This is a genomic window from Pseudoalteromonas sp. T1lg22, assembly GCF_002964645.1.
In the GTDB taxonomy this organism is placed as follows: Bacteria; Pseudomonadota; Gammaproteobacteria; order Enterobacterales; family Alteromonadaceae; genus Pseudoalteromonas.
Genome location: NZ_PQBY01000006.1, coordinates 178,400 through 204,081, shown reverse-complemented (window position 1 = coordinate 204,081; position 25,682 = coordinate 178,400). Strand labels below are relative to the sequence as shown.

The window sequence follows — 25,682 nt, the reverse complement described above, 5'->3', positions numbered from 1 at the left end:
AGCGCTTGTAGCGCATTTCTACTGTGTTGTTACATGTTTATGTAGAATAACTACACCACACATGTGCCGCCTTGTATAAATACACTACAAGCTGCTGCAGAAACGAACAACAAAGGTCAACAGACCCTATGCAACAGCTTGAAATATTCTCCATCGATAGCCCCTGTAAGGGGATCTGCCAGGTCAATAGTCGCGGCTATTGTCTTGGTTGTTATCGGTCGCGAGAAGAGCGGTTTCATTGGAATCAGCTCAGCGATGAGCAAAAGCGTCATGTCAATTTGCTGTGTCAACAGCGTTATAAGCGTTTCTTAGCGCGCCAACAGGAACAAGGCCAGCAACCGCCATCCATGGAGCAGGGCGAGCTCGACTTATAAGCCGTGCTTTTTGCGCAGCTGCGCCACCACCCCACTTGTCTCTAACTCCTGCAATACCGCTAAAAGCTTGGGAATTTTATCCTCATGGCGCTTATGCAGGTAATGATAGCTGTAGTAGTTTTGCAGATGATGGCGGGTAAAAGGCTGCTCGGCGCGATTTCGGTAGCCTTGCTTGAGGTGGAAATCAAGCAGCACCACGGCTTCAACCTGGCGCTGGGCCAAGAGGTTCAGCTGCGCCGCTACGCTTTCCAATTTAATAATTTGGCCATTGAAATTATTGCTATGCAGGTATTGCTCGGTGACCGGGTAACCATTGCGGATGGCAACCCGAGCGAGCTCCTGTAGGCTGCAGTAATGACAGCGGGTGAGCATAAAAAGCTCAAACTTAAACAAGGGGAAGTTTACCCGCACCAGGTTCTCATAGCGGGTTTCTATATTGGCGATGCGTCCTAGCTGACCGTCTAGCTCCCCCTCATCTGCAGCGGCCAAGGCCTGAGGGTGATCGAAGTCAATGATCTCCAGCTCATAGCCGAGCTGACTATAAGCCTGTGACATCAGTTCGATGACAAAGCGCGCCTGGGCGGTGTCCATCGGTCTGTTAAAGGTCATCTTAGTGCTGTTGTTTGCCCCATGGGCATTGCCTAGGGCGCAAAATAGAGCCACTAGCAGCAATCGCGGCAGCACCAAGGCAAAGATGTTTTGCATAAATACCTGCTGGCGTAACACTACGACCTTGAAGAAAAAATTAGCGGGATCAGGAAGCAGTGAGTATCATTATTTTATTAATCACATTGTTAAATTTATGTGATGATTTTTTCTATTTTAGGTAACCTGGAGTAGAAATACTAGCCCTAGCTTAGCGGCCGCCCCATACACCCTGGGTGCTATCTGTTATAGTATAGGCTCCGTCAGTTATTAAATAGTGTTGCAGCGATGAGTGTCAATCTTTGCCGTCTTCCGCGAGAAGAGAAGTACCGAATTCAATTGGACTATGAAGCCTCGTTTTGGGCGTATCAAATTATCCGTGGCAAAAATGCCCGGGATAAGGTTTATGAAGCCATCAATATGCGTCCGATTTCGGAGCAAGGCTACTTAAAGCAGCAGTTTGAACATTTCTTAGCGATGATGAGCGCATCGCGATGACCCCCCCAGTGGCGCAACGCGTACCCGCCCTCGCCACCCCCTTGGTGAACAAGTTTTATGATAGGGTCGGCGCCCGAGGTCGTGCCAATAAGCAAGACCAACTTTGGGTGGTGCGTTGCGACAATGACATAGTGGCGGCAGCCAGAGTTAGTGTTCTTGAACAACAACATTTTTTATGTGGCGTGTTTGTAGAGGCAGATTATCGTCGTCAAGGTTTGGCCGCCACTTTAATACGTCAGGTCTGTGCCGAATTACCAGGCCCCATCTATAGTTTTATTTATCAGCATCTGCGCCCCTTTTATGAACAGCTGGGTTTCGCCACGGTTGCTACTTTGCCCGAACACCTGGCGTCGCGCTTGCAAAGTTATCGTAATCAGGGTCGTGATGTGTTGGCCTATTGCTATCAGAGAGTGGCAGATGCGTAATTGCTGGTTGGTATTATTGAGCTTGTTTTTGGTCGTCACCGCGAGCGTCAGCGCCAAGGTGCAGCGTTTTGTCGCCCAGTGAGGGGCTGTCGCAAAGCTACGTCGGTAATATGCTTATCGATCATCAGGGCTACCTGTGGCTGGCCACCGAAAGCGGTTTAAATAAATACGACGGCTATCAAGTAAAAATTATCAGCGATGAAAAGGGCGAGCTTGACGACGCCATGATCGATGCCCTGCATATGGATAAACAAGGGCAAATTTGGACTTCATCCATTCTTAATGGCCTTTATCGTTATCATAACGGCAAAGGGGTGCTGGAAAGGGTAGTGGCACCGCCGAAGGAATTAGACCCCGACTTTGCCACCGCAGTGTTTTCCATGCATTCCCTCGACGATAATAAGATGCTGCTTGGCCGTGGCGGCGATGTTGCCATGCTCGACCCGCAAAGCGGTGCCATTACCAGCTTATTTAAGGTGGGCAGCGGCGAAAACAACGCTCTGGTGCGGGTGTTTTTTCAATACCAGCACTATGTGTTTATCGGCACCACGCACGGTGCCTTTGTTTATGATCTCAAGAGCCAGCAGGTGCGCCCGCTGCAACATTTGCCGCCGGGCAGCAGTGGTATACACAGAGACAATGTAAAATCATTCGCCCTGCTCGAGCAGAGCAAGTTATTGATAGGCACGGTAAAGGGCTTGTATGTCACCGATATCAGCGATTTAGATGCCCTGTTTGCCCAGCCGCAGCGGCCATTTCAAAGTACGACGCTTTTGTCGGAGTTGAATATCTGGCAAATAAAACCCCTTGGCGGGGGGATGCTAATGTTGGCCACGGATAAGGGCTTGTTTGAGTATGAGTGGCAGGCTAACCGCTTGCGCAAGCACCAAAGGCTGAGCGACAGCCCTTACAGTCTTTCCGACCCCAGTGTGATCAAAATAGTGGAAACAGAGCTGGGCGATCTGTGGCTGGGCACCAAAAGCGATGGCGCCTTTTTCCTTCCCAACAAGCGCTTTGAGTTTCAAAATATCACAGCCGATAATCTCGGTGGCGATGGTTTGTCCCATCATAATATCTGGAGCTCGGTACAAAGTGGCGACACCCTGTATTTAGGCACTCATAACGGTTTAACCCAGGTCAACCTGGCGACAATGCAAAGTGAGGTGAAGTTTAAAAGTTACCTCAGCGATGAACTCGACAACGTCTTTAGCATTTACACCCTGATCCCTTATCGTCGGCAGTTGCTGATGAATACCACCCGTGGTTTATTTAGCTATAACCAGGACACCGAGGAGTTAACTAAGCTGCAGGCCAGGAAGCAAGAAGATCAGGCCTACCTTGAGGGCTATTTACATGGCCTGTATTTGACCCAGGATGGCCGGTTATACGGAGTCAATCAGAATCAGGGGTTCTTCTATTTTGATCTGGGATCACAGCAGGTGCATCCTTTGGGTGGTGACCTGGACAAGCATGATCCGTTTTTGGCCTTGGGGTTCAGCGCTCCGTTAGCGGATAACCCTTTGCAACCCTTGTTTTTCTCCGGCGGTCAGCTGCTGCGTTTCAATGCCCAAACGCAAACCCTGCAAATGCTGTATCGGGTGCCGCAATCCCATGGCAGTTTGGCCATCAACCTTAATGGTTATGTGGTGGATAACAATAATATCCTGTGGCTGTCGTTTTCCAATCATGGTCTGGTGGCCTTAAACGCCAGCAACTTTAATTTTATTAAACATATAGATTTACAGCGCCGCGGTCCGGGTAACCTTATGTATGATCTGGTGCTCGATGATATGGGTATGGTGTGGATGAGTAGTCATAAGGGCTTATGGCGCTTTAACCCACAAAATGAGCACTTTTTTCAGTTCACTAATTTGGAAGGCCTGGCCACCAATGAATTTAACCTGGGTTCGGTCAGTCGTCGTGATGACGGCCGCCTGGCATTTGGTTCGGTTAAAGGTGCGACCTTGTTTTATCCGCAGCGCAACATACCGCAACGGGCCTTGCTGCAAGGGGTTAATTTTACCTCGGCAGAGCTGATGTACCGCGCGCTTGAGCTGCCAACCATGGGGCCTTTAACCCAGGTTCACCTTGACCATGATGATGTCGGCTTAGAGATCACCTTCAGCGCCATGGCCTTTAATTATCAGGACAGGGTTATTTTCGAGTATCAGCTCGATGGCAGCCAGAAAAGCTTTACCCGGGATAATAATCGCGTGGTCTTCCCCAAGCTAAATCCTGGGGAGCATCTGCTTCAGGTGTGGGCGCGGGACCCCTTTACCGGCGAGTCGACCGAGCCAGCACGATTGAGTATTAGCGTTGCCTACCCGCCGTGGAGCTCGCCTAGTTTTATCACCCTGTATGTGATTATTATCGCCAGCCTGATAGCCATGTGGATGTATCGTCGCAATCGCATTCAAAAGATGCTGATGGCGGCGCATAAACAAAGCAAAGAGTCGGCAGCGCGCCTGAAATTGGCGCTCGAAGGCAGTCACTCCGGGGTATGGGACTGGCATCAGCATGAGAGCAAAATTTATCAGCCACGGTTGCGTGAGGAGCTGGGCTATAGCTATGAGCATTGTCAGCTGGATCAATATCTGGCGTTGATTCACCCGAATGAAAGACAAAAATTCCGTATCGAATGGCTGGAATTTTTATCCACCGACAAGGGTTACTTTAACTGCGTCTATCGCCTGCGCCACAGCAGTGGGCAATGGCGTTGGTATAAAGACTTTGGCAAGGTGATGCAATGGGAAGGCACCCATCCGGTGCAGGTAGCGGGCACCTATACCAATATGACTCGGGAGCTGGTGTTAGAAGAAAATGCCCGCATGTTTGGTGCCGCCTTTGAGCAGGCCAGCGACTGGCTGATTATTTTTGACTCCAAGCTGCGCATCGTTGCCACCAATCAGGCGTTGCGGGAAAATTTTGATTACCCCACCAGTAGCCCATCCTCACGACGTCTGAATCTGGGGCTGTCGAAAAATGTGCGCATTAACTATCTGCGTATTTTGAAAGGCTTACGTGTGGGGGAGCATTACCAATGCGAAGAGCAGGTAGTGCTTAAAACCGGTGAGCAGGTTCCCGTGCTGCTGAAGATGAGTGCGGTCGCCGACAGCGAGCAGCACAGCACCAGCTATATAGTGATGCTCACAGATATCAGTGAAGCCAAGCATAGCCTGGAGACCCAACAACAGCAGGCGCACTACGACAGCCTTACCGGCTTTCCTAATCGTCCCTTGTTTATGGATAGGGTTGAACACGCACTGGAGCAGGCACAACGGGATAACCGCGGCTGTGCATTGCTGCTTATCAATGTGCCCTTGCCGGTTGTGGTCGGCTTCGAGGAGCAAGCGGCTGAGCAGCAATTGCTGAGTCTGGTTTATCGCCTGCAAAGGGCAGTGCGCTCGCAAGACAGTTTAGGGCGCATCGAGGCTGAGCAATTTGCTCTGTTACTTGAAGATATAGATGCGCTGGAGCAGGTGCTGGCGGTGTGTCGTAAGGTACAGGAGGTGCTGATGCGCCCCTGTCATGGCACACTCGGCGCCGCCAACGCCAGTATAGGTGTGGCGCTCTTCCCCGAAGATGGACAGCAGGGCGAAGCTTTGCTTAAAGGCGCCGAATTGGCGCTGTATCAGGCTAAACGCAGCGGTCGCAACCAGTTTCACTTCTTCCAGCCAGACATTAATGCTCAGGTGCAGCGTAGTCTGGCCACGGAGCAAGCCTTAATGATTGCCGCCGATCAGTGCCAGTTTATAAATCACTATCAGGGCATTTACGCCATGCAGGATGCCGAATTACAAGGCTTTGAGGTCTTGCCCTACTGGCAACATGATGAGCAGCTCTTGGCACCGCAGGAATATTACCCCCATATACGCCAAACCCGGTTGTGGTCAAAACTCCTATTGCAAACCTTAGAGCGGGCGGTGCTTGAATGTCGCCTCTGGCATAGACAACAACCACTGCTGCACTTGTCTTTAGCTATCAAGGGACGTGAATTCAGCCAACCCGGTAGCATGGGCGATATTGTTCACTTGCTGCACAGCTATGATTTCCCCATCAGCTGTTTGGTATTAGAGATTTCGGTGCATGACTGGCAGCGCCTCGACGCTGATACCAGGCAAGTGCTGCAAAAGCTGGTGGTATCAGGCATGTGTTTGTCTTTGCATATTAAGACGGTGGACGAATTTTGCGTGCCCGAGCTGGGCGACGAGTTATTTCAACAGGTGAAGTTGGGCGCCGAGCTCAGCGCCTTGTTGTGTGTGGACTATAAAGCCTATAACAAGGTCAGCCGTTATATGCCTATTTTCGCTGCCATGAACATTGAGGTGCTCGCCATGGGCGTGGCCGATGATAAACAGCAGCGTCAGTTGTTAAACCTGGGTTGCACCCTGATGCAGGGCGACGCGTTAGCGCCGCCCTGTCATGGTGATGGGGTGGCCGATTTACTCGCTAAGGCCTGTATTATTCCAAATGATGGCCACACTGGGGACAAAAGCGCTTAAGCAAGGGGTGCTGATCGCGCACTTGCTCTTCCAGGTGCGCCGCCTCTTGCACGCTTAAGCCGAGCTCAAGGCGCAGTTCATTCAGTTTTACCCGCTCTGGATGGCAGATAATGCCGTCTTCCATCAGCTGATGCACCATTTCACTGTAGGCTCTACGGCGCTTGCGCAACTGCTCGGAAAAGCTTGAAGCCAGAATACCGGTAGGGATGGCAACCATGCCCATGCTGAGGATGGTAATAATGCCGCCGAAGATTTTCCCCATCAGGGTGACAGGTACGGTATCGCCGTAACCCACTGTGGTTAAAGTGATAATAGCCCACCACATGGCGGCGGGAATGGAGCCGAATTTATCCGGTTGCACATCGTGTTCGAGCAAATAAATGCCGCTGGCGGCAATAATCAGGATCACCGTCATAATAAAGAATGCCGCCAGTAACGAGCTGGCCTCTTCCTGTATGGTGTTCAGCATCAGCTGCATGGCGCGGGAATAGCGGGTGAGTTTGAAAATTCGCAATAACCTCAGCACCCTTAAGAAACGCAGATCGAAAGGCACCAGGAACATTAATAATGAGGGCAAAATAGCGATTAGGTCGATCACCGCCATGGGCGATATGAGATAGCGCAGGCGCCTTTTTGTTGGGCTTAGTGAGCTGTCGGCAAAACGGTTTAAATCGACGCTGGCCCACACCCGAGCCAGGTATTCAACGGTGAAAATAAGTACCGATATCAATTCAAAGTAGAAAAAAAAGCGCGTATGTTCGTGTGCCATGCTGGGCACAGACTCCATCACTATGGCGAGCACATTGGCAAAAATTAAGGTCATTAAAAAGGCATCGAAGGCATAACCATAGCGCTTCGATTTGCCGCGTGCTTCAAACACATCGGCCAGCGTGATTCTTATTTTTTTAATCATCTTCTATTCTTTTATTGAGTTCGCGGCGCATATGAATAGTGCCTTCTTCAAAGTCACGACTGATAGTAAACCCTAACTTACGCGCTAACTCTATCATACCCGTGTTCTCCCACAGGGTCATGCCCTCGATACTACCAACGCCCTGTTGCTGGCAATAGTCTACGGCGGCACAAGGAGAATGCGCCCCAAACCCAGCCCCTGGGCTTGCGAGCCAACGACTATGGCAAATTCCCCGACCAGGTTGTCCGGGTCCATTAGCACCCGGGACACGCCTAAGGTGACATTTTCACCGCCCTGTTTACGGGTGACGATAAAGGCCATTTCTCTGTCATAGTCGATCTGCGTCATCTTGGCCAATTGCTCATGGCTAAAGTGCGGCATTTCGCCAAAAAAGCGCCGGTATCTATCTTCTTTAGTAAGTGACTCGTCGAAACGACGGTGAGCCTGCTCATCCTCGGGACGAATGGGACGCAACAGCGCCTCGGAGCCGTCTTTTAGGGTGACCCAGCGTTCCAGCTCCTTGGGGTAGGGACGAATGGCCAGGCGCTTACGATGGGCAAGACGCTTATAACGGCTGATACCTATGCTGGCATCGAGCACTAAAAATTGACTCTGGGTGGCCAGCAAGGGGTTCAGCTCCAGGCTGTGGATATCCGGCTGATCGACGATTAACTGCGAAACCCGGGTGAGCAGGGCGCATAAGCGATACTTGTCGACCTTCTCCGGCAAGGTGCGCTCTTTAAGCACGCCCTTATCCAGGGCATTGGCAATTAAGTACTTGGCCAGATTCATATTCAGCGGCGGCAGGGCCACCGCAGCCTGGGAATAATCAAGGGCACTGCCGGCCTCGCCAAGTAAGATCACCGGGCCAAATTGTGGGTCGGTTTTGATGGCGATACGCAGCTCATGGGCCCCGGCACGTGGCGCCATGGGCTGAATGGCAAAGCCGTCGATGCGGGCCTCGGGATAAACCTGATTAATGCGCAGTAAAATGGCAAACGCCGCTTGCTCGACCTCATGCTCATCGCTGAGATTAAGTACCACACCGCCGACCTCGGATTTACTGGCGATATCCGGGCTTATCAGTTTAAGCACCACGGGGAAACCGCATTCGGCGGCGACTTCTGCAGCCTCACTGGGTGTGGTGGCAATGTGGGTGGTCACTGTGTCTATGCCGTAATAAGCCAGCAGCGGCGCCGCCTGATGGGTGCTGAGATAGTGCACATTGCGGTCCAGATGGGCGCTGATCTCCGCCTGCGCTTCTTCGACCTGAATATCCAGCTCATCAACAATGGACTCTGGGGTTTGCGTCAGGTGTTTTTGGTTACGGCGGTAATTGATCAAATGCATATAGGCACCAACCGCACCTTCTGGGGTGCGATAGGTGGGAATGCCACCTTGGGCACAAATGCGCCTGGCCTCATAGGCGGCGTCTTCACCCATAAAATTGGTCATCACAAAGGGGCGCTTGCGAGCGTCTATTTGCGCCAAGGTGTCGACTATAATACGGGCATAATCGGCGCTTGGCGCTAACGCCGACGGGGTGTGAATAATCAGCAGGTTTTCCACTTCCTTGGCTTCGAGCAGAATCTTCAGCGCCTGCTGATAACGCATTGGGTCTGAGTCACCAAATATATCCACCGGATTGTGAGTACTGTCCGCCTGGGGGATCACCTTGTTTAATGTCTCTAAGGTGGCCTCGCTAAGCTCACAGAGCTTACCGGAGCTTTGTACCAGGCTGTCGACTGCCATTACTGCCGGACCGCCGCCATTGGTAAGTATGCACAGGGGTTCTACCTTGAGTAATTTTGGATGCAGTGCCAGTGTTTGCGTCGCCGCAAAGAGCTCGCGTAAATCATTTACCCTAAGCATACCGGCGCGCTGGATCAGGGCATCGTAGACCGCATCGCAGCCGCTGGCTCCGCCGGTGTGCGCCGATGCGGCCTGGGCACCGGCATCGGTACGTCCAGTTTTAATCACGATCACGGGTTTACTAAAGGCGGCGGCTCGGGCTGCGGAAATGAAGCCGCGAATATCTTTTAGATTATCTATGTATAAGAGCACAGCCTTGGTGCGGGCGTCGCGGCCGAGAAAGTCCAGTAGTTCGCCAAAGTCGATATCCAGGCAGTCGCCCACGGAAATAAAGTAAGAAAAGCCAATATCCTTATGTTGTGCCCAGTCCAAAATGGTTGAGCACACCGCCGCCGATTGCGAAATAAAGGCAACCTTGCCGGGGCGGGTCACTGTATGGGAAAAACTGGCATTGACGCCAAGATGGGGGATCATCAAACCCAAACAATTGGGCCCCATTAAATTCACATGCTGAGCTTTACAATGTTGTTGTAATTCGGTTTTTTGCTCGTCACTGAGGCCCGCCGCGACCACGATAACATTACGACAGCCCTGTTTGGCGAGATCGCTGATAAGTGGTAATAAGGTGGCTTTATTGGTACAAATGATGGCAATATCGGGTGGTTGAGGCAGCGATGCAATATCGGCATAGGCCAGCACCCCGTGTACCGCCTCGTATTTTGGTGTGACCGGCATTATTGGACCGTTAAAGCCGCCTTGCAGCAGGTTGCGCATCACAATGTAGCCCGGGCGCATGGGATTGTTCGAGGCGCCGACAACAGCTATGGATTTAGGGTTGAAGAACTGACTAATGCGTTTTACGCTCATAGCTTACTCATTTTGGTACACTGGATACCGAAATATAGTCTCATACTTGTTGCAAAAAGGAAGCATCAATGCACAAAAGTATAACGCACATCAATATTTTACCTGCTTTTCTTCTAGCCTTGGGGTTGGCCTCTATCGGCATCTTGCTCAGCAATGCCATCATAGAGTTTAAGGCTATGGATCGCACCGTGGTGGTGAAGGGATTAGCCGAGCAGCAGGTACAGGCGGACACTGCCATTTGGCCCATAGTTTTCACCGAAGCCGGTGAGCAACTAGAGCAGGTTACCGGTGCGGTGGAGCAAAAACAAAACGCCGTGGTGGCATTTTTAAAGCTGCACGGTTTTAGTGACGAGGAAATCTCCCTGGGGCAGGTCACAGTAGTTGACAAAAAAGCGCAGCAATACGGACCCGAGCAGGTCGGCCTACGCTACCTGGTTAGCGCTAACATGTCGGTGTACAGCCAAGATCCTAACAAGGTACGCCATGCCAGCAGTCAGATCAGCGAACTGGCTAAGCAAGGTATCGCCATAGGCGGTGACCGTTACACCAACCGTATCGAATACCTGTTTACCGGCTTAAACGATATTAAGCCGCAGATGATAGAGCAGGCCACCCGCAACGCCCGCGAAGTGGCGGTTAAATTTGCCCGCGACTCGGACTCGACGCTCGGCAAAATTAAATCGGCGCGTCAGGGACAGTTTAGTATCAGCGACCGAGATTCAAGCTCGCCGCACCTGAAGAAGGTGCGGGTAGTGAGTACGGTTGAGTATTATTTGGTGGACTAATGTTAGGACGCTGACAAGAGGTCACCTTCAAGGGTGAATTCCTTGCACAGAGGTTAGTTCATGTCGCGTTGGCGACGGCAACCAAAGGGCGGTTTGCGCCAACCGCCCCTTGGAACCCCAAGGCGCCCGTGATTCGCTTATGCTTGCGAACTCAGCGTTTTGTTAAACGTTTCGTTTAGTCATTGAGGCGATTTAACAGCACATCCCTGTGCTGATAAATCTAGCTCGGCATCGTGCCTCACTCTTAATGACACACTCCACAACAAAATCTGAGATCGAAAGCGCGAATCTAAACGGGAGGTTCGATACCTGTGAGCTTGGAGTAAATTAACGGGGAAGTTCTAATTTAACGCTATATCCGCTCCCATAGAGCCAGAAAAAAGAACGACTGCAAGTCCAGCAAGCTGAAGAAAGAATGGGTTCTTAGCTTCTGACCAGTGCAAAATTAAATATATTATCGAAACGGGTGAGATAAATAGACACGCCAATCCCCAAAGGATATTGGTTTTAAACGCAGCTATTAGAAAACCTATTCCACCTATGAGAAATATTACAATTCCGATAAATGCCATAATTTCCATATTTTTATTCCATGTTTTTTAAAGTATTAATGTGCCTAGTTAATTTTTGAACCACTAATGGCCAGAAACCTTTCTTTTCTAGGTTGACCATTCCCCAATTTAGTACCTATTGTTGCCACTTATCCTGGGTTGGGCGCCCAGCCGGCGCGTTTTTGGTGACGGCTATTGGTTGTCAATTCTACTCACCAAGATTGTCAGTTTTTGAGTACCAATTTCTATACTGGCTTCTTTGCCATAGGCAACCGTGAACGATGGGGTGAGGGTGTCATTCTCAAGGGTAAGTGCCGTAATAACATCTGCCGTTTCATCTTGGTTCGGCTTTACCGTCAAATTGTAGCTAAAGTTCTCGCCAATGGTCATTGAAGTCGCTTTGTCCGCTTCCACTAGCACAACAGGCGAAGCAACCAATTCACCATTTGTATAGACTGAAGTAGTGACTTGGTAAGTCTCAGCAGCGAAGCCCGAGGCAGAAGCCAATAGAGAGAGCGCTAACAAACTCGTGTGAATTTTCATTTTAATTTCCCTATCCTAGTGTGAGGTAAAAAACAGCTTGTCATAATTTGGTAGTGGCAACGCCGGCATTAGTCAGCATGCACCTTTCCCCGTTCGTTTCCACATATATTGATAACAAATCGTTCAAGTTTTTGCCAGCTAAGACTTTTTCATAAGCGTACTTTAAAGATGGCGAGGATTAGCCGAAAGCCTTGTGTTTCCTCTGTCTTGACGTCGGTGAACCGACCAGATCTAACCTTTGAAGCAAGCTTTTTGAGAAGGTCTAATGCAAGCTTTCAAACAGGCCTGTATGAATGATATTGCATGGTTATATTTTAACCTTTAACTATCCTTAGAGAGTCTCAATAGGAGAGCAATATGAAACTTAACCAAGTGAAAATAATATTGTTGAGTGGGCTTATCGCAGGTCTGCCCTATGGCGCTTTAGCAAAGGATCTACCTAAAGAATTTGTTGATAAAGAAGGAAATATTACTTTAGCGACCGATTTTCGAACCTCAACCACCCACCTTGGCTCCTGGTTGGTACCCAGCGGTGATGCCAGCGGCTTTCACGGCGTTTATGCCAGCGAGGGCACGTTAGAGCACTATCGCAACACCGGCGAGTTTCCCGATGGGGCGGTGATTATTAAAGAGTTAAGGGTGGCCGAGAGCGGTGATTTTACGACCGGCCAAGGCGTAAGTTACGAGAGTGGACAGATCAAACAATGGTTTGTGATGGTCAAGGACGGTAAAAACAGGTTTGCGGACAACCCCTTGTGGGGAGACGGTTGGGGGTGGGCATTATTTAAACCTGATAATCCGACGAAAAATGTAGCCACCAACTACAAAAATGACTGCTTAAGTTGTCATATGCCAGCCAAGGATACTGACTGGGTGTATACCCAAGGCTATCCCGTATTGAAAAAGTAGTTATGTGCTAACGCCCAAGTAATGGCTTGAACTGAAAATTGCTATGGTTTCGGAACAAGCCATTGTTGATCTGGTCTTCACCCTAACTCAAGCCTCAGTGCCGAATCCTTACTAGCTTTTAAGGTCAAACCTATTCGTTTTCGCATCAGGGCCGGAGGCAGAATAAACTTTCTCACTCTATGGTAATGATACCTATTATCATTTAAAATGACCGGGTTGTTAGCCAATGGAATTGCAGTTTGAAACGCGTAGCACGAAAAATTCATTTGACCCTGGCGCTGGTGATCAGCGTTTTTTTAGTGCTGATGTCACTCACCGGGGCGCTTTTGATCTATGCCAAGGATATCCAACTGGCTGTGAATCCTGAGCTGTGGCAGCGCGCCACATCTGAGGCGCCCTTGGATCTGGATACCCTGTATCAAAAAGTACAGGAGCAGAGCGGGCAAAAGATAGAGTTTATCAGTATAGAAGAAGATAGCCGCTGGGCCTGGCAGGCAAGGCTGGCCGATGACAGTTATGCGAGCCTGGAGCCAAGCACGGCAGAGGTGCTGCATAGCTACGCTTATTACGATACCTTGTACGGCTTTACCATGGGTTTGCATCGCTGGTTATTATGGCGCGACGGTGAGGGCAAAATGCCGCTGCGCAACTGGGTGTCAACCATGGCGCTGGGCTTTATGCTGGTGCTCTTGGTCGGTTTTTACCTCTGGGTAAAACCCAAGCAGCGCTTAAAACGCCTGAAGATAAACCGACGCGCAAAGGCCCGGGTGATCAACCGCCAGGTGCACCATGTGCTCGGCGTGTATACCTGCTTGCCCTTGCTACTTATCGCCTTTTCCGGCATTGCCTTTAACTGGAAGGCGCCGACACAGGCCGTGGTCAACGCCGTGCTGCCGGGGCAGGTTGAATCCCGCCCCCGGGTTGATGACATTACCCCCATGACGCAAACGCACTTCCAAGAGGCGTTTGAAAAGGGTTTGGCCGTGTTTCCGGAGGCTGCCTTGTTTCGCATTTATTTCCCCAAAAGCGCGGAAAAGCCTTTGGCGCTGCGCCTCAAACAACCCGGAGAAAGCCATGCCTATTCCTGGGTCTGGGTGAATCCTTACAGCGCGCAAGTGATTAATAGTTTCGATGGCGCCGCCGCCAATCTGCCTACTCAGGTATGGAATTTTAAATACAAGTTTCATATCGGTGATTTTGCCGGGCCCATAGTACAGGTGCTCTGGTTGTTGCTGAGCCTATTACCGGTATTCTTTGTGGTTTCCGGGCTGGTGATGTGGCGGGGACGAAAATAAAAAACGCCAGTCACTGACCGGCGTTTTTTCATTCCAATCTCAATAGTAAGATTAGGCGGCTTGCTTCTTAGCAACCCATTCGGCCACCATTTCTTCAAGCAGGTTTAACGGTACCGGGCCGTTTTTCAATACCACGTCGTGGAATTGACGAATATCGAACTTGTCACCCAGAGCCTTTTTCGCTTCTTCACGCAGCTCAACGATCTTCAGCATGCCGACCTTGTAGGCTGTGGCTTGTGATGGCATTACGATATGACGCTCAACCATTTTCACCGCATCCGAGGTGGCATTCGGTGTGTTGTTTACGTAGAAATCGATGCCTTGCTGACGCGTCCAACGTTTGGCGTGGATACCTGTATCAACAACCAGGCGACAGGCGCGCCATAGTTCCATGGCCAGGCGACCAAAGTCCGAGTAAGGGTCTTGGTATAGGCCCATTTCTTTTGGCAGTAGCTCAGAGTACAGTCCCCAGCCCTCGGTGTAGGCGGTGAAGCGGCCAAACTTACGGAAACTAGGTACGCCTTCAAGCTCTTGGGCAATGGCGATTTGCATATGGTGACCTGGGATCCCTTCGTGATACGCCAGGGCTTCCAATTGATAGGTGGGCATGGCTTCCATATCGTACAGGTTGGCATAGTAAACGCCCGGGCGTGAGCCATCCGGCGCAGGCTGCTGATAGAAGGCTTTACCCGCAGACTTTTCACGGAAAGCTTCTACCGCCTTCACGGTTAAATCTGCCTTAGGCTTCACGATAAACAGCTCGTCTAAACGACTCTTCATATCATCGATTACGCGTACCGCTTCGGCCAAGTAAGCATCGCGGCCTTCTTGGGTATCTGGGTAGTAGAACTGCTTGTCGGTTTTCATAAATTCCATAAAGGCTTTGAGATCGCCCTCGAAACCCACCTTTTCCTTGATCGCACGCATTTCATCATGGATACGCTGCACCTCGGCAAGGCCAATGGCATGGATTTCATCCGCCGTTAGGTCTGTGGTGGTGGTGCGCTCAAGCATGGTGTTATAGAAGGTTTTACCGTCAGGGAACTTCCAGGCGCCGTCGCGCTCATCGGCACGCTTTTCAAGCTGCTGCAAGTAACCGATAAGGCTGGCGTAGGCCGGCTTAACCGAGACCTTAAGGGCTTCGGTGGCCTCGGCGATAAGGGCTTGCTTTTGCTCTGTATCGATCTCTAGCTTGTCGATTTTGCGTTTAAAGTCGGCTAGCAGGGTTGAGTCCTGCTCGCCACCAAACGGCGCGCCAGTAATGATGTTTTGGCTCGCTTCAATCACATGAGGGAACACGAACTTAGGCGCAATAATACCCTTGCTGGCACGGGTTTCCAGGTTTTCTTCCAACTGGGCAAACAATTTAGACACGCCGTTTAAACGGGCGATATACGCCTTTGCTTCTTCTACATTGGCAATGCTGTGCTGATTAATTAAAAACGCTGCCACCATGGAGTGGGTACCATACATCTGGTTTACCGGGTAGGTGTGGTAGCGCCATTGGAAATCATTAATGCCTTCTTCAAGGTTTTGCTGCATCAGGTCGTAGCTCACCTGTGTAGTGGCATCAAGCTTGCTGCGGTCGATGGTTTTCAGCATTTGCAGATCTGCCTTGGCCAGAGCCAGGTCTTCTAGGGCGCGCTCTTCGCTTTCGTCATCCCACTTATCATAGTCTTTTTTAATACCCATATAAGTTTGGAATGTAGGGCTGCGCATGATGTTGCGGTTAAAGACTTCTTCAAAAAAAGCGTTGGCTTTTTCGACTTCGCTTTGAGCAATCTCTTGTACCGGCGCTGGCGTTGCGGCCGGTGTGCTGGTGTTTTGTGTGTTTTGGCAACCAGCCAGCAGTGTGGCGCTGATGGCTGCGGCGATAAGTGTTAGCTTGCGCATAGTTATTTTACCTATCCTTTCACTTGTTGTTGTGCGAAGGCAGATGCCCCGCGAAAGTTAAAATAATCTTGTTGTTTTAAGGCTCCGATGGGAGCGGTTTTAAAATGGATTTAATGTGTAGCCTTGCTGCTGCAGTTGCGCATGGGCGGTCATGGCGGAAAGCGCCATTTGTACACCGGGGATCAACTGCTCGGCACTGATTTTATAATGGGTTGCAGACTGACCGCACACATAGACCTGGGTGTTGTTATCCAGTAATTGTCTGATCAGGGCCTGATTTTTGTTATCCACCCCTAATCGCTCTTTATAGAATTTATTGCTCAGCACATCGACCGAGGCGCCACCATGAACAACCAGGGCTAATTCAATATTTTCTGGTTTAACCCCGTGCGCCACATGCATATTAATAAAGCGCGCCAGGGAATTGATATGGTTATTTTGCTCGCCGGCCTTGGCCGCAGGGGCCACATCGAAGGCGATTTTATAGCGGGTATCCGCAGCTATGGTGGCATGCTCTGGTACCTGATAAAAGTAACCAAAGTCTTGAATAACAGGGTTTGCTTGTTCAGCGTAAGCCCAAGGGCTCAATAAAAAAATAGCTAAAAGCAAACCTGTTAATTTCATTATTCTTATCCTAGTTATTGTTAGGGTCTGTTGACCTTTGTTGTTTGTTTCTGCAGCCGTTTGTAGCGGATTTATACAAGGCGGCACATGTGTGGTGTAGTTATTCTACATAAACATGTAACAACACAGTAGAAATGCGCTACAAGCGCTGCCCTGCGGGTTCATCTAAACGCCTCCTGCTCTGTGTTGCTCGCTATGTACATAGAATGACTATGCATCATAACGAGCGTCGTGATCAGAATGCGTTTAGATTGAACATAAAGTAAACCGCAAAGATAAACAGACCCTATTAAACGAACATTTCCAGCAGCTCATTGAGATACCTATGCCCACGTTCGGTTACCCTAATATGGGTGTTGTCACGACTGAGCAAGCCTTGCTGCTGCGCAGCTTGTAACTGAGCTTCAATCTGGCTCAGGTCTAACCCCGTGTATTGTTGGAACTCTGCAAGGGGGCAGGGCTCAGCCAAACGCAAACGGTTCATCATAAACTCAAAGGGTCGCTCGTCGTCTGTAACGGACCACTGCTTATATAAATAGGGCTTGGTAAGATCCATATAACCGCGCGGGTGCTTCACCTTCTCGATGCGCACTATGTCGCCATCGGGTGTGGTTATTTTGCCATGGGCGCCACAACCTATGCCTATATAATCGCCAAACCGCCAATAATTCAAGTTGTGTTGGCATTGATGGCCGGGTTTTGCGTAACCAGATATTTCATACTGCTGATAACCGGCCTCGCGCAACAGGTCCTGGCCCAACTCCTGTATCTGCCACAGGGTGTCGTCTTCGGGCAGGGTCGGCGGCTTGGAATAAAACTGGGTATTGGGCTCTATGGTCAACTGATACCAGGATATATGCGGCGGATTTAAGGCGATAACCTGGCGTAGATCCCCAAGGGCATCGTCTATGCTCTGCCCAGGCAGGCCATGCATTAAATCAAGGTTGAAGCTGCGCAGCCCCACCTGATGGGCCTGTTCGGCCGCACGCTTGGCTTCATCGGCACTGTGGATGCGCCCCAGGGCCTTGAGCTTATCCTGCTGCATGGACTGCACGCCGATGGAAATACGATTCACACCGGCCTTAACATAGTCGGCAAAGCGCCCGAACTCCACGGTGCCCGGGTTGGCTTCCAGGGTGATTTCTGCGTTGTCGGCCAGCGGCGTAAGTTTACGCACGCCATCGAGCAGGGTTTGCAGCGCCTCACCCGATAACAAACTCGGAGTACCGCCACCGATAAAAATACTGTGAATAGGACGTCCGGCCGCAAGCGGGGCATCGGTGCGCAAGTCGGCAAGCAGGTGCTGCACATATTCCTGTTCGGGGATCTGCTGTCCTTTTTGACCGTGACTATTAAAGTCGCAGTAAGGGCATTTTTGTACGCACCAGGGAATATGTATGTATAGACTTAATGGAGGCAGGGTCACGCGTTAACCCTGCAATTGAGCAAGTAGCAGCTGTAATGCCTGGCCGCGATGGCTAATGGCGTTTTTCTCGGCCTTGGTCAGCTCGGCACTGGTTTTATTCAGGCCTTCGACCTTAAACACGGGATCATAACCAAAGCCTTCAAAACCACTGCGCTGTTCGGTGATCTCGCCTTCCCAGGTAGCCTGACAGATCAGCGGCAATGGGTCGTCTTTGTGGCGCATTAACACCAGCACGCAGCAAAAGCGCGCACTGCGCTTTGTTAGCCCCTGCATATCCAGCAACAGTTTATCGATATTATCACCGTCGCTGGCGCCTGGGCCACCATAGCGGGCACTGTAGACGCCGGGGGCACCATCGAGGGCATCGACAATTAGGCCCGAGTCGTCGGCAATGGCCGGCAAGCCCGTTTGCGCACTGGCGTGACGGGCTTTGATAATGGCGTTTTCCACGAAGGTGGTGCCTGTCTCGGCTACATCACTAACGTCAAAGTCGCTTTGTGGCTTTATGGTGATATTTAAGTCGCTTAATAGCGCGCTGAGCTCGGCAACCTTACCCTTGTTGCCGGTGGCAAGCACCCAAGTTGTCATCTGTTCTCTCTTAATCTTTGTATAGCTTTTGATGAAAGCGCAGCACTTCCACTGTCGTACCCTGAGTCAGGGTAATTTCAAAGCGGTAGGTTTCTTCATCTTCAAAACGCATCTGGGCGATATAGTAAACGCTGTCGCCTTCTTTGATTTCCTGGAATTCAAGTTCCTCGCTTTGTCCCAGCAGGTTTTTCGCCACACCGGAAATGGCCACGGTTTGCGCCTTGTCGTTCTTGAGCACGGAAATATTAATCAGGGCTCGGTCGCCGGCGCGCTCTAAGTTATAGCTGCGGGCTACCTGAGGCGTAATAGTGGTTGAGGGAAAGGCAATATAGTGAACTTGCCAATGGCCAAGGTTTTTAAACTGACCGCCTTGAACTTCGTTTTGCGCCGCATAGCTTGGTGCCATGCACAGAAGGCTTAAAATTAGGCTGTATAGCAGGGCTTTCATAGCTGCCACTCCTGTGTTGTGAGTACTATAAGGTCTACTCAGTAAGTGTATCAGAAATCGGGCGAACTAGTGCCGCCCGAGACATGATTAACGGGTTAAATCCATTAATAAGAACTGCAAAAATTGTAAGCCGATGATCAGCACCAGGATCGACAGGTCTAAGCCGCCGATGGGAGGGATCACCTTTCTTATCGGCCGTAGCATGGGCTCGGTCAACTGATGGAAGATGGCTTCGATAGGGTTATAGCCCTGGCTCACCCAGCTTAGGATGGCGCGAATGATCAACACCCAGAACAGCAGCTGCAAGGCCTCGCGGATAAGGGTGAAAACACCGCCCATCAGCACTAAGCTGGTATTCCAGCCTTCGCCAAACATCAGCAACAGGGTGGCTACCTTGGCAAAGGCGACGATAAAGGCCAGTACCAGGGAAGCAATGTCTAAACCGGCAAAGCCGGGGATCACCTTGCGCAGCGGATTCACGGCAAAGCTGGTGGCTTTCACCACAAACTGGCTGAGCGGGTTGTAAAAGTCCGCGCGTGCCGCCTGCAGCCAAAAGCGCAGAAGCACCACCATAAGGAATAAATCAAACAGGATGCCAACTAAAAAATGCACTGAGTTCATGCGTTCAGCCTTAATAAAAATTAAATTTCTTGTTCCATCTCCTGGGCGCGGGCAATGCATGCATCCATGGCGCCGGAGACGTTTTCAACTAAGCCATGCGCCTTAAGGTGCTCCACCGCAGCGTGGGTGGTGCCGCCTTTGGACGTTACATTGGCGCGTAACTGGGCGATGCTGATATCCGTTTGCGACAGAGCCATCTCCGCCGCACCCAGAGCGGTTTGCTGTACCAGAGCGCGTGCTTGCTCGGCATTAAAGCCCAGCTCAATCGCTTTTTGTTCAATGGCTTCCATAAACAAGAAGAAATAGGCCGGTGACGAGCCGGTGACGGCTATGATGTCATTGATTTGCTCTTCTTTATCGACCCAGACCACCAGGCCTGTGCTTTTAAACACGGCTTCAATAAACTGGTTCTCATCGTCGCTGGTGCCTTCGGCATACAGACCGCTGACGCCACGACCAAGCAGCGAAGGCGTGTTTGGCATGCAGCGCACCATTTTTACCGGGTGGCTCAGCATTTCCTGTAGACGTTTCACCGTGATACCGGCGGCAACGGAAATAAAGACCTTGTCGCTGAAGTCGACCCCAGCGGCAATAAAGCTTTGTGCCAACTCGGCCATCATCTGGGGTTTAACCGACAAAACTATGATGTCGGCCTGTTGCAGGGCTTCAATATTATCGGCGGTGGTGCGTACACCAAAGTCCGCGGCCACCTTCGCGAGTTTTTCCTGATTACGATTGGTGGCAATGATCTGCTCTTTGGCAAAGCCATTTTTCACCATGCCGCCAATGATGGCGTAACTCATGTTTCCAGTACCGATAAACGCGATGGTTTGCTGTGACATATAGACCTCAAATCTTGTGTTATTCGATGTTCGGCGCCTAAGTGCTATTGCTCACGTTCGCCAAAAATGGCGGTGCCAATGCGCACCATGGTGGAGCCGGCGGCGATTGCCGCATCCATGTCGCCACTCATGCCCATAGACAGGGTGTCGAGCTGTGGATATTGGTCCTTTAGTCTATCAAAGCAAGCACTTAATTGCTTAAAAGATTGTAATTGTGCGTCAAAGTCTGGTGTTTGTGCCGGAATGGCCATCAAACCGCGCAAATTTAACTGTTTGCAGTTCTCGATTAAGGCAGCCAGAGCCGGTACTTCATCAAGCAAGCAACCGGATTTATTGGGGTCTTCGTCTATGTTAACTTGAATTAACACCTGTAGAGGTTTCATGTTACTAGGACGTTGCTCGTTAAGACGCCTTGCTATCTTTTCGCGGTCGATACTTTGCACCCAGCTAAAGTGTTCGGCGATGGCCTTACTTTTGTTGCTCTGAATCGGGCCGATAAAGTGCCATACTATATTCTTATATTCACTAAGCTGGCGAACCTTCTCAACCCCTTCTTGCACATAAGATTCTGCAAATTCTCTGTGGCCATGCTCAAAAGCCGCTAGAATATCTTCTAAGGGTTTTTTCTTAGAAACGGCGATTAAAGTGATGTCATTATAATCACGGCCGCTTTTTTTTGCCGCATGAGCTATTCTGTCATAGGCGGCATCGAGTCGTTCTGCTATTGTAACCATAAAGTTATCAGTTGGTTGTGGAGTCCTATTTATGGATATTACCGAATTACTGGCCTTTAGTGTGCAACACAAGGCCTCGGATTTACACCTTTCTGCTGGTGTGTCACCTATGATCCGTGTCGATGGTGACGTGCGCCGCATTAATATTCCCGTGCTGGAAGCAAAAGAAGTTAGTGGGCTCGTCTATGACATTATGAACGATAAACAGCGCAAAGAATACGAAGAAAAGCTGGAAGTGGATTTTTCGTTTGAAGTGCCGAATCTTGCGCGTTTTCGTGTTAATGCCTTTAATACCAACCGTGGTCCTGCGGCTGTGTTTCGTACCATCCCGAACGAAGTTCTCACCCTGGAAGACTTAGGTGCACCGGAGATTTTCAAAACTATCTCGGACAACCCGCGTGGTTTGGTACTGGTGACAGGGCCGACAGGTTCGGGTAAATCAACTACCCTGGCGGCGATGATCGATTACATCAACAGCAACCGTCACGATCATATTCTGACCATTGAAGACCCGATCGAATTTGTACACCAAAATAAACAATGTTTGATCAACCAACGGGAAGTACACCGCGATACCCATAGCTTTAACGCCGCACTGCGTAGTGCATTGCGTGAAGACCCCGACGTAATTCTGGTGGGTGAGCTACGGGACTTGGAAACCATTCGTCTGGCAATGACGGCGGCGGAAACCGGTCACCTGGTATTCGGCACCCTGCACACCACCTCGGCGCCAAAAACCATAGACCTTATTATCGACGTATTCCCCGGTGAAGAGAAAGACATGGTGCGTTCTATGCTTTCGGAATCATTGCGTGCGGTTATCTCACAAACCCTGCTGAAAAAAGTTTCCGGTGGCCGTATTGCCGCCCATGAGATCATGATAGGCATTCCGGCGATTCGTAACCTTATTCGTGAAGATAAGATTGCGCAGATGTATTCATCCATACAAACCGGTGCCGCCCACGGCATGCAAACCATGGATCAGTGTTTACACGAATTATTGAACCGTGGCCTGATCAGTACTCAAGCAGCTAAAGCTAAAGCCCATGATAAAACCCAGTTCGGTTTATCGGGCCGTATGTAGGATAGAAATCAACAATGTTACAGTCATTATCACATCATCTGCATAAGATGGTCGCCCTGGAGGCGTCGGACGTATTTGTTTCTAGTGGTTTACCAGTGAGCGCCAAGGTCAATGGTGAGCTTACGCCGCTAGACGAGCATGTATTGAACGATGAAGAGGCCCTGACTCTGGTTGAGTCGGCCATGACCGACAAGCAGATCAATGAATTCCATAGCACCAAAGAATGTAACTTCGCCATCGCCACCGAAGAAGGCCGCTTCCGGGTATCGGCATTTTGGCAGCGCGATCAGGCGGGTATGGTTATTCGTCGTATTAACACGGTTATTCCTAATGCGGAAGACCTCGGCCTACCATCGGTATTAACCGATGTGATCATGAAAAAACGGGGTCTGGTGTTGTTTGTTGGTGGTACGGGTACAGGTAAGTCGACTTCAATGGCGGCACTGTTAGGTTATCGTAACCGCAATCAAAAGGGTCACATTCTGACCATAGAGGACCCGATTGAATTCGTCCATGAACATAATAAGAGTATCATTACTCAGCGTGAGGTGGGTCTGGATACGGAAAGCTTTGAAGCGGCGCTGAAAAGCTCCCTGCGTCAGGCCCCGGATGTGATCCTTATCGGTGAAATTCGCTCGCAAGAGACCATGGAATATGCTCTTGCCTTTGCCGAAACCGGTCACTTGTGTGTGGCAACCCTGCACGCCAACAATGCTAACCAAGCCATCGACCGTATTATGCACCTGGTGCCAAAAGAAAAGCACGAGAAGCTGAAATACGACCTGGCATTGAACTTGCGCGCCATTATCGCCCAGCAGTTGATCCCCACCACAGACGGCAATGGCCGTGTGGCGGCAATCGAGGTGTTGCTGAACTCACCCATGGTGGCCGAGCTTATCAAAAAAGGTGAAATCGGCTCGATTAAAGAGGTGATGGCCAAGTCGACGCAAATCGGTATGCAGACCTTCGATCAGGCGTTATTCAACCACTATCAGGAAAAACGCATCAATTATGCCGATGCGCTACACCATGCGGACTCGCCAAACGATCTGCGTTTGATGATCAAGTTGCGTAGTAATGACCAACAGGGCGCCGGCTTCTTGCAAGGTGTGACCGTTGACGGCTTAAGCAGCGACGACGATAAGTTTTAAATCAGGCATAAAAACCTGCATAAATAATTAAGGGCGACCGCATGGTCGCCCTTATTGTATCCGTTGTAGGTCGGCCTGCAGGCCGACAAAATGTGTCGTAAATCCATTGTCGGGCTACAAGCCCGACCTACAAGGCTTTATTCGCCGTAGGCGGCGGAAAAATAACTTTCGAGGATCAACACCGCCGAGGCGTTATCGATATTATCCTTGCGTAGGTTGCGATAGCCGCCAGAGGCAAATAAATGCTCCCTGGCCGCTGCCGTGGTCAGGCGCTCGTCCTGGGTTTCGACCTGTAAACCAGTTTGGTTATGCAGGCGATTGGCAAACTTGCGGGCGCGATGGGTCAGGTCTTGCTCTGTGCCATCCATATTCAATGGCAGACCCACCACCAGTAAATCCGGTTGCCATTCGTTGACCAGGGCGCGAATATCATCCCAGTTGGGAATGCCGTCACGGGCCTTGATAGCGCGCAGGGCATTGGCGGTACCGGTAAGCTCCTGGCCAATGGCCACGCCTATGCTTTTGGTGCCAAAGTCAAAACCCATCACGCTGCGTTGTCCCTGTGGTGCTTTACTGCTGTTACTCATGCGTGTCCGGCCTCAAGGCTTAGTTTGTCTGCATCTATGCCCACCAAAGCCAGGGCCTTGTGCCAGCGCTCATTAATGGGAGTATTAAAGATGATCTGCGGGTCGGCCTCTATGATCAACCAGGTATTCTCCAGCAACTCTTTTTCCAGCTGACCTTCATCCCAACCGGCGTAGCCCAGGGTGATTATAAAGTCCTGTGGTGCATCGCTGGTGGTCAGGCTGGCAAGCACATCCTTGGAGGTGGTGATCATGATTTCTGAGCTTAACTCCTGCGACGAAGCATAACCGGGTTTTGGGGTGTGCAGTACAAAACCACGGTCAGTTTTTACCGGCCCGCCAGCGAAAACTTGATGGCCAGCTGCCTGGCTGCTTTTGTCGTTATCTATCTCGACCTTGTCGAGCAACTCGCCCACGGTCACATCTATGGGCTGGTTGATCACCAAACCCATGGCACCATCATCATTGTGCTCGCAAATGTAGGCCACCGCGTGCTTGAAGAAGGGATCTTGCATCGACGGCATGGCTATCAAAAAGTGGTTCGTTAATGATTGCATAGGCGTACCTTAATTAAGCTGGCGTGAGCTTACGCTCCAACGCATCAAAAAACTGCCCTGTAATAGATATACCGGTTTCGCCCTCGATTTCTTTCACACAAGTCGGAGCGGTGACATTCACTTCGGTAAGTTTATCGCCGATAATGTCCAAACCAACAAACAGCAACCCCTTGGCTTTTAGAGTTGGTGCCAGGGCCTCGGCAATGCGACGCTCATCATCGCTAAGCGGGCGTACTTCACCACGACCACCGGCGGCCAGGTTGCCTCGCGTTTCGCCTTTTTGCGGAATACGGGCCAAACAATAAGGGATCACCTCACCATCCACTACCAATACGCGCTTATCGCCGTCTTTGATCGCTGGGATATAATTTTGTGCCATGGCATAGCGACTGCCGTGCTCGGTCAGGGTCTCGATGATCACCCCGATATTGGCATCATCATGTTTTACGCGGAAAATAGAAGCGCCGCCCATGCCATCTAAAGGCTTAAGAATGATATCGCCATGCTCGCCAAGGAAGTGGCGAATTTGCTTGGCCGAGCGGGTTACCAGGGTATCTGGGGTAAACTCGCTAAACCAGGCGGTGTAGAGCTTTTCGTTGGCATCACGCAGGCTTTGTGGCTTATTCACCACCAAGGCGCCTTCTAGCTCGGCACGTTCTAAAATATAGGTGGCATATACGTACTCGGTATCAAACGGCGGATCCTTGCGCATCAAGATGATATCCAGCTCGCCTAGGGCAATATCGGCCTGGGGCTGCAATTCGTACCACTTTTCAGGATCATCGAACACTGCAGCTTTAGCGGCATGAGCATAGGCACGGCCCTGGCGTAAAAACAGGTCGTCCATTTCAATATAATACAGCTCATAACCTCGCTTATGCGCTTCCATCATCATCGCAAAGCCGGTGTCTTTTTTAATGTTAAATCCAGAAATTGGGTCGCTGATAATGCCCAGTTTTATTGCCATTGCTATGCTCGCTTAAAAAAATTCTAATTATGTAATGGGGTTGG

Annotated in this window: 24 protein-coding genes and 1 pseudogene; 9 read left to right on the top strand and 16 right to left on the bottom strand. The window is 50.5% G+C overall.

Annotation, left to right across the window (positions count from 1 at the left end; all coding sequences use genetic code 11):
* Nucleotides 1-128 precede the first annotated feature (128 nt).
* Nucleotides 129-374, top strand: a complete 246-nt coding sequence (locus C2M24_RS03145; protein ID WP_105199592.1) for a DUF1289 domain-containing protein — start codon at nt 129-131, stop codon at nt 372-374.
* On the opposite strand, the gene C2M24_RS03140 is transcribed toward C2M24_RS03145, so the two are convergent.
* Nucleotides 369-1,079, bottom strand: coding sequence for a substrate-binding periplasmic protein (locus C2M24_RS03140; RefSeq protein WP_105213286.1), 711 nt, complete (start codon nt 1,077-1,079; stop codon nt 369-371). The two genes, C2M24_RS03145 and C2M24_RS03140, sit on opposite strands and share 6 nt — an antisense overlap.
* A gap of 228 nt (nt 1,080-1,307) precedes the next feature.
* Here C2M24_RS03140 and C2M24_RS03135 point away from each other — a divergent pair, with 228 nt between their 5' ends.
* From C2M24_RS03135 to C2M24_RS03125, 3 genes are all read left to right on the top strand, one after another.
* A complete protein-coding gene (locus tag C2M24_RS03135; RefSeq protein WP_105199594.1) occupies nt 1,308-1,517 on the top strand; it encodes a DUF3283 family protein in 210 nt (69 codons plus the stop codon).
* Nucleotides 1,514-1,942, top strand: coding sequence for a GNAT family N-acetyltransferase (locus C2M24_RS03130; protein WP_105213285.1), 429 nt, complete (start codon nt 1,514-1,516; stop codon nt 1,940-1,942). The genes C2M24_RS03135 and C2M24_RS03130 overlap by 4 nt, the downstream gene beginning before the upstream one ends.
* Before the next feature lie 68 nt (nt 1,943-2,010).
* On the top strand, nt 2,011-6,444 hold the full coding sequence (locus C2M24_RS03125; RefSeq protein WP_158683683.1) for an EAL domain-containing protein: 4,434 nt from the start codon (nt 2,011-2,013) through the stop codon (nt 6,442-6,444).
* On the opposite strand, the gene C2M24_RS03120 is transcribed toward C2M24_RS03125, so the two are convergent.
* The gene (locus tag C2M24_RS03120) at nt 6,404-7,357 is read right to left on the bottom strand and encodes an ion transporter (protein ID WP_199774392.1); all 954 of its coding nucleotides are present in this window, start codon (nt 7,355-7,357) and stop codon (nt 6,404-6,406) included. The two genes, C2M24_RS03125 and C2M24_RS03120, sit on opposite strands and share 41 nt — an antisense overlap.
* A pseudogene (locus tag C2M24_RS03115) lies at nt 7,350-10,036 on the bottom strand (bifunctional acetate--CoA ligase family protein/GNAT family N-acetyltransferase). The gene C2M24_RS03120 and the pseudogene C2M24_RS03115 overlap by 8 nt, the downstream one beginning before the upstream one ends.
* 68 nt (nt 10,037-10,104) lie before the next feature.
* Here C2M24_RS03115 and C2M24_RS03110 point away from each other — a divergent pair.
* A complete protein-coding gene (locus C2M24_RS03110) occupies nt 10,105-10,821 on the top strand; it encodes an SIMPL domain-containing protein (protein WP_105213283.1) in 717 nt (238 codons plus the stop codon).
* 341 nt (nt 10,822-11,162) lie between these two features.
* Here the strand turns inward: C2M24_RS03110 and C2M24_RS03105 are convergent, their stop codons facing one another.
* Nucleotides 11,163-11,402, bottom strand: a complete 240-nt coding sequence (locus tag C2M24_RS03105) for a hypothetical protein (RefSeq protein WP_105199599.1) — start codon at nt 11,400-11,402, stop codon at nt 11,163-11,165.
* A 162-nt stretch (nt 11,403-11,564) separates the two neighbouring features.
* Nucleotides 11,565-11,915 carry a hypothetical protein gene (locus C2M24_RS03100; protein WP_105213282.1) on the bottom strand — a complete coding sequence of 117 codons (351 nt, stop codon included), beginning with the start codon at nt 11,913-11,915 and terminating at the stop codon, nt 11,565-11,567.
* 357 nt (nt 11,916-12,272) lie between these two features.
* Here C2M24_RS03100 and C2M24_RS03095 point away from each other — a divergent pair, with 357 nt between their 5' ends.
* Both C2M24_RS03095 and C2M24_RS03090 read left to right on the top strand, forming a co-directional pair.
* On the top strand, nt 12,273-12,824 hold the full coding sequence (locus tag C2M24_RS03095) for a cytochrome P460 family protein (protein WP_105213281.1): 552 nt from the start codon (nt 12,273-12,275) through the stop codon (nt 12,822-12,824).
* Nucleotides 12,825-13,063: 239 nt separating this feature from the next.
* Complete coding sequence (locus C2M24_RS03090; RefSeq protein WP_105213280.1) at nt 13,064-14,119, top strand: PepSY-associated TM helix domain-containing protein; 1,056 nt, start codon at nt 13,064-13,066, stop codon at nt 14,117-14,119.
* A 51-nt stretch (nt 14,120-14,170) separates the two neighbouring features.
* On the opposite strand, the gene C2M24_RS03085 is transcribed toward C2M24_RS03090, so the two are convergent.
* From C2M24_RS03085 to C2M24_RS03050, 8 genes are all read right to left on the bottom strand, one after another.
* Nucleotides 14,171-16,012, bottom strand: coding sequence for a DUF885 domain-containing protein (locus tag C2M24_RS03085; RefSeq protein ID WP_105213279.1), 1,842 nt, complete (start codon nt 16,010-16,012; stop codon nt 14,171-14,173).
* A gap of 99 nt (nt 16,013-16,111) precedes the next feature.
* Entirely contained in the window at nt 16,112-16,636 is a 525-nt protein-coding gene (locus C2M24_RS03080; RefSeq protein WP_105213278.1) for a DsrE family protein, read from the bottom strand.
* A 289-nt stretch (nt 16,637-16,925) separates the two neighbouring features.
* Nucleotides 16,926-18,062, bottom strand: a complete 1,137-nt coding sequence (hemW, locus tag C2M24_RS03075; protein ID WP_105213277.1) for a radical SAM family heme chaperone HemW — start codon at nt 18,060-18,062, stop codon at nt 16,926-16,928.
* Nucleotides 18,063-18,065: 3 nt separating this feature from the next.
* Complete coding sequence (gene rdgB, locus C2M24_RS03070) at nt 18,066-18,650, bottom strand: RdgB/HAM1 family non-canonical purine NTP pyrophosphatase (RefSeq protein ID WP_105213276.1); 585 nt, start codon at nt 18,648-18,650, stop codon at nt 18,066-18,068.
* A gap of 10 nt (nt 18,651-18,660) precedes the next feature.
* Nucleotides 18,661-19,098: a DUF4426 domain-containing protein gene (locus C2M24_RS03065; RefSeq protein ID WP_105213275.1), complete on the bottom strand. Its 438-nt coding sequence runs from the start codon at nt 19,096-19,098 to the stop codon at nt 18,661-18,663.
* 87 nt (nt 19,099-19,185) lie between these two features.
* Nucleotides 19,186-19,719 carry a YggT family protein gene (locus tag C2M24_RS03060; RefSeq protein ID WP_105199608.1) on the bottom strand — a complete coding sequence of 178 codons (534 nt, stop codon included), beginning with the start codon at nt 19,717-19,719 and terminating at the stop codon, nt 19,186-19,188.
* Between the two features lie 20 nt (nt 19,720-19,739).
* Nucleotides 19,740-20,561: a pyrroline-5-carboxylate reductase gene (proC, locus tag C2M24_RS03055; protein ID WP_105213274.1), complete on the bottom strand. Its 822-nt coding sequence runs from the start codon at nt 20,559-20,561 to the stop codon at nt 19,740-19,742.
* Nucleotides 20,562-20,605: 44 nt separating this feature from the next.
* Complete coding sequence (locus C2M24_RS03050; RefSeq protein ID WP_105213273.1) at nt 20,606-21,295, bottom strand: YggS family pyridoxal phosphate-dependent enzyme; 690 nt, start codon at nt 21,293-21,295, stop codon at nt 20,606-20,608.
* Nucleotides 21,296-21,326: 31 nt separating this feature from the next.
* On the opposite strand from C2M24_RS03050, the gene C2M24_RS03045 reads away from it, so the two are divergent.
* Nucleotides 21,327-22,379 carry a type IV pilus twitching motility protein PilT gene (locus C2M24_RS03045; RefSeq protein WP_105213272.1) on the top strand — a complete coding sequence of 351 codons (1,053 nt, stop codon included), beginning with the start codon at nt 21,327-21,329 and terminating at the stop codon, nt 22,377-22,379.
* A 14-nt stretch (nt 22,380-22,393) separates the two neighbouring features.
* Complete coding sequence (locus C2M24_RS03040; RefSeq protein WP_105199612.1) at nt 22,394-23,530, top strand: PilT/PilU family type 4a pilus ATPase; 1,137 nt, start codon at nt 22,394-22,396, stop codon at nt 23,528-23,530.
* 137 nt (nt 23,531-23,667) lie between these two features.
* Here C2M24_RS03040 and ruvX read toward each other — a convergent pair whose 3' ends face one another.
* The 3 genes from ruvX to gshB are packed head-to-tail and all read right to left on the bottom strand — an operon-like array spanning nt 23,668 to nt 25,638.
* Nucleotides 23,668-24,117, bottom strand: coding sequence for a Holliday junction resolvase RuvX (ruvX, locus tag C2M24_RS03035; RefSeq protein WP_105213271.1), 450 nt, complete (start codon nt 24,115-24,117; stop codon nt 23,668-23,670).
* On the bottom strand, nt 24,114-24,671 hold the full coding sequence (locus C2M24_RS03030; RefSeq protein ID WP_105199614.1) for a YqgE/AlgH family protein: 558 nt from the start codon (nt 24,669-24,671) through the stop codon (nt 24,114-24,116). Before C2M24_RS03030 ends, ruvX begins: the two co-directional genes overlap by 4 nt.
* 13 nt (nt 24,672-24,684) lie before the next feature.
* Nucleotides 24,685-25,638, bottom strand: a complete 954-nt coding sequence (gene gshB, locus C2M24_RS03025) for a glutathione synthase (protein ID WP_105213270.1) — start codon at nt 25,636-25,638, stop codon at nt 24,685-24,687.
* Nucleotides 25,639-25,682: the final 44 nt, after the last annotated feature.

Excerpts from the sequence above, each read along its gene's own strand:
- gshB (WP_105213270.1), bottom strand. The coding sequence starts at position 25,638 with ATGGCAATAAAACTGGGCATTATCAGCGACCCAATTTCTGGATTTAAC.
- C2M24_RS03140 (WP_105213286.1), bottom strand. The coding sequence starts at position 1,079 with ATGCAAAACATCTTTGCCTTGGTGCTGCCGCGATTGCTGCTAGTGGCT.
- C2M24_RS03135 (WP_105199594.1), top strand. The coding sequence starts at position 1,308 with ATGAGTGTCAATCTTTGCCGTCTTCCGCGAGAAGAGAAGTACCGAATT.
- ruvX (WP_105213271.1), bottom strand. The coding sequence starts at position 24,117 with ATGAGTAACAGCAGTAAAGCACCACAGGGACAACGCAGCGTGATGGGT.
- C2M24_RS03095 (WP_105213281.1), top strand. The coding sequence starts at position 12,273 with ATGAAACTTAACCAAGTGAAAATAATATTGTTGAGTGGGCTTATCGCA.
- C2M24_RS03045 (WP_105213272.1), top strand. The coding sequence starts at position 21,327 with ATGGATATTACCGAATTACTGGCCTTTAGTGTGCAACACAAGGCCTCG.
- C2M24_RS03130 (WP_105213285.1), top strand. The coding sequence starts at position 1,514 with ATGACCCCCCCAGTGGCGCAACGCGTACCCGCCCTCGCCACCCCCTTG.
- C2M24_RS03030 (WP_105199614.1), bottom strand. The coding sequence starts at position 24,671 with ATGCAATCATTAACGAACCACTTTTTGATAGCCATGCCGTCGATGCAA.
- C2M24_RS03050 (WP_105213273.1), bottom strand. The coding sequence starts at position 21,295 with ATGGTTACAATAGCAGAACGACTCGATGCCGCCTATGACAGAATAGCT.
- C2M24_RS03065 (WP_105213275.1), bottom strand. The coding sequence starts at position 19,098 with ATGAAAGCCCTGCTATACAGCCTAATTTTAAGCCTTCTGTGCATGGCA.
- C2M24_RS03120 (WP_199774392.1), bottom strand. The coding sequence starts at position 7,357 with ATGATTAAAAAAATAAGAATCACGCTGGCCGATGTGTTTGAAGCACGC.
- C2M24_RS03060 (WP_105199608.1), bottom strand. The coding sequence starts at position 19,719 with ATGAACTCAGTGCATTTTTTAGTTGGCATCCTGTTTGATTTATTCCTT.
- C2M24_RS03105 (WP_105199599.1), bottom strand. The coding sequence starts at position 11,402 with ATGGAAATTATGGCATTTATCGGAATTGTAATATTTCTCATAGGTGGA.
- C2M24_RS03080 (WP_105213278.1), bottom strand. The coding sequence starts at position 16,636 with ATGAAATTAACAGGTTTGCTTTTAGCTATTTTTTTATTGAGCCCTTGG.
- C2M24_RS03040 (WP_105199612.1), top strand. The coding sequence starts at position 22,394 with ATGTTACAGTCATTATCACATCATCTGCATAAGATGGTCGCCCTGGAG.
- C2M24_RS03085 (WP_105213279.1), bottom strand. The coding sequence starts at position 16,012 with ATGCGCAAGCTAACACTTATCGCCGCAGCCATCAGCGCCACACTGCTG.
- proC (WP_105213274.1), bottom strand. The coding sequence starts at position 20,561 with ATGTCACAGCAAACCATCGCGTTTATCGGTACTGGAAACATGAGTTAC.
- rdgB (WP_105213276.1), bottom strand. The coding sequence starts at position 18,650 with ATGACAACTTGGGTGCTTGCCACCGGCAACAAGGGTAAGGTTGCCGAG.
- C2M24_RS03110 (WP_105213283.1), top strand. The coding sequence starts at position 10,105 with ATGCACAAAAGTATAACGCACATCAATATTTTACCTGCTTTTCTTCTA.
- C2M24_RS03100 (WP_105213282.1), bottom strand. The coding sequence starts at position 11,915 with ATGAAAATTCACACGAGTTTGTTAGCGCTCTCTCTATTGGCTTCTGCC.
- C2M24_RS03145 (WP_105199592.1), top strand. The coding sequence starts at position 129 with ATGCAACAGCTTGAAATATTCTCCATCGATAGCCCCTGTAAGGGGATC.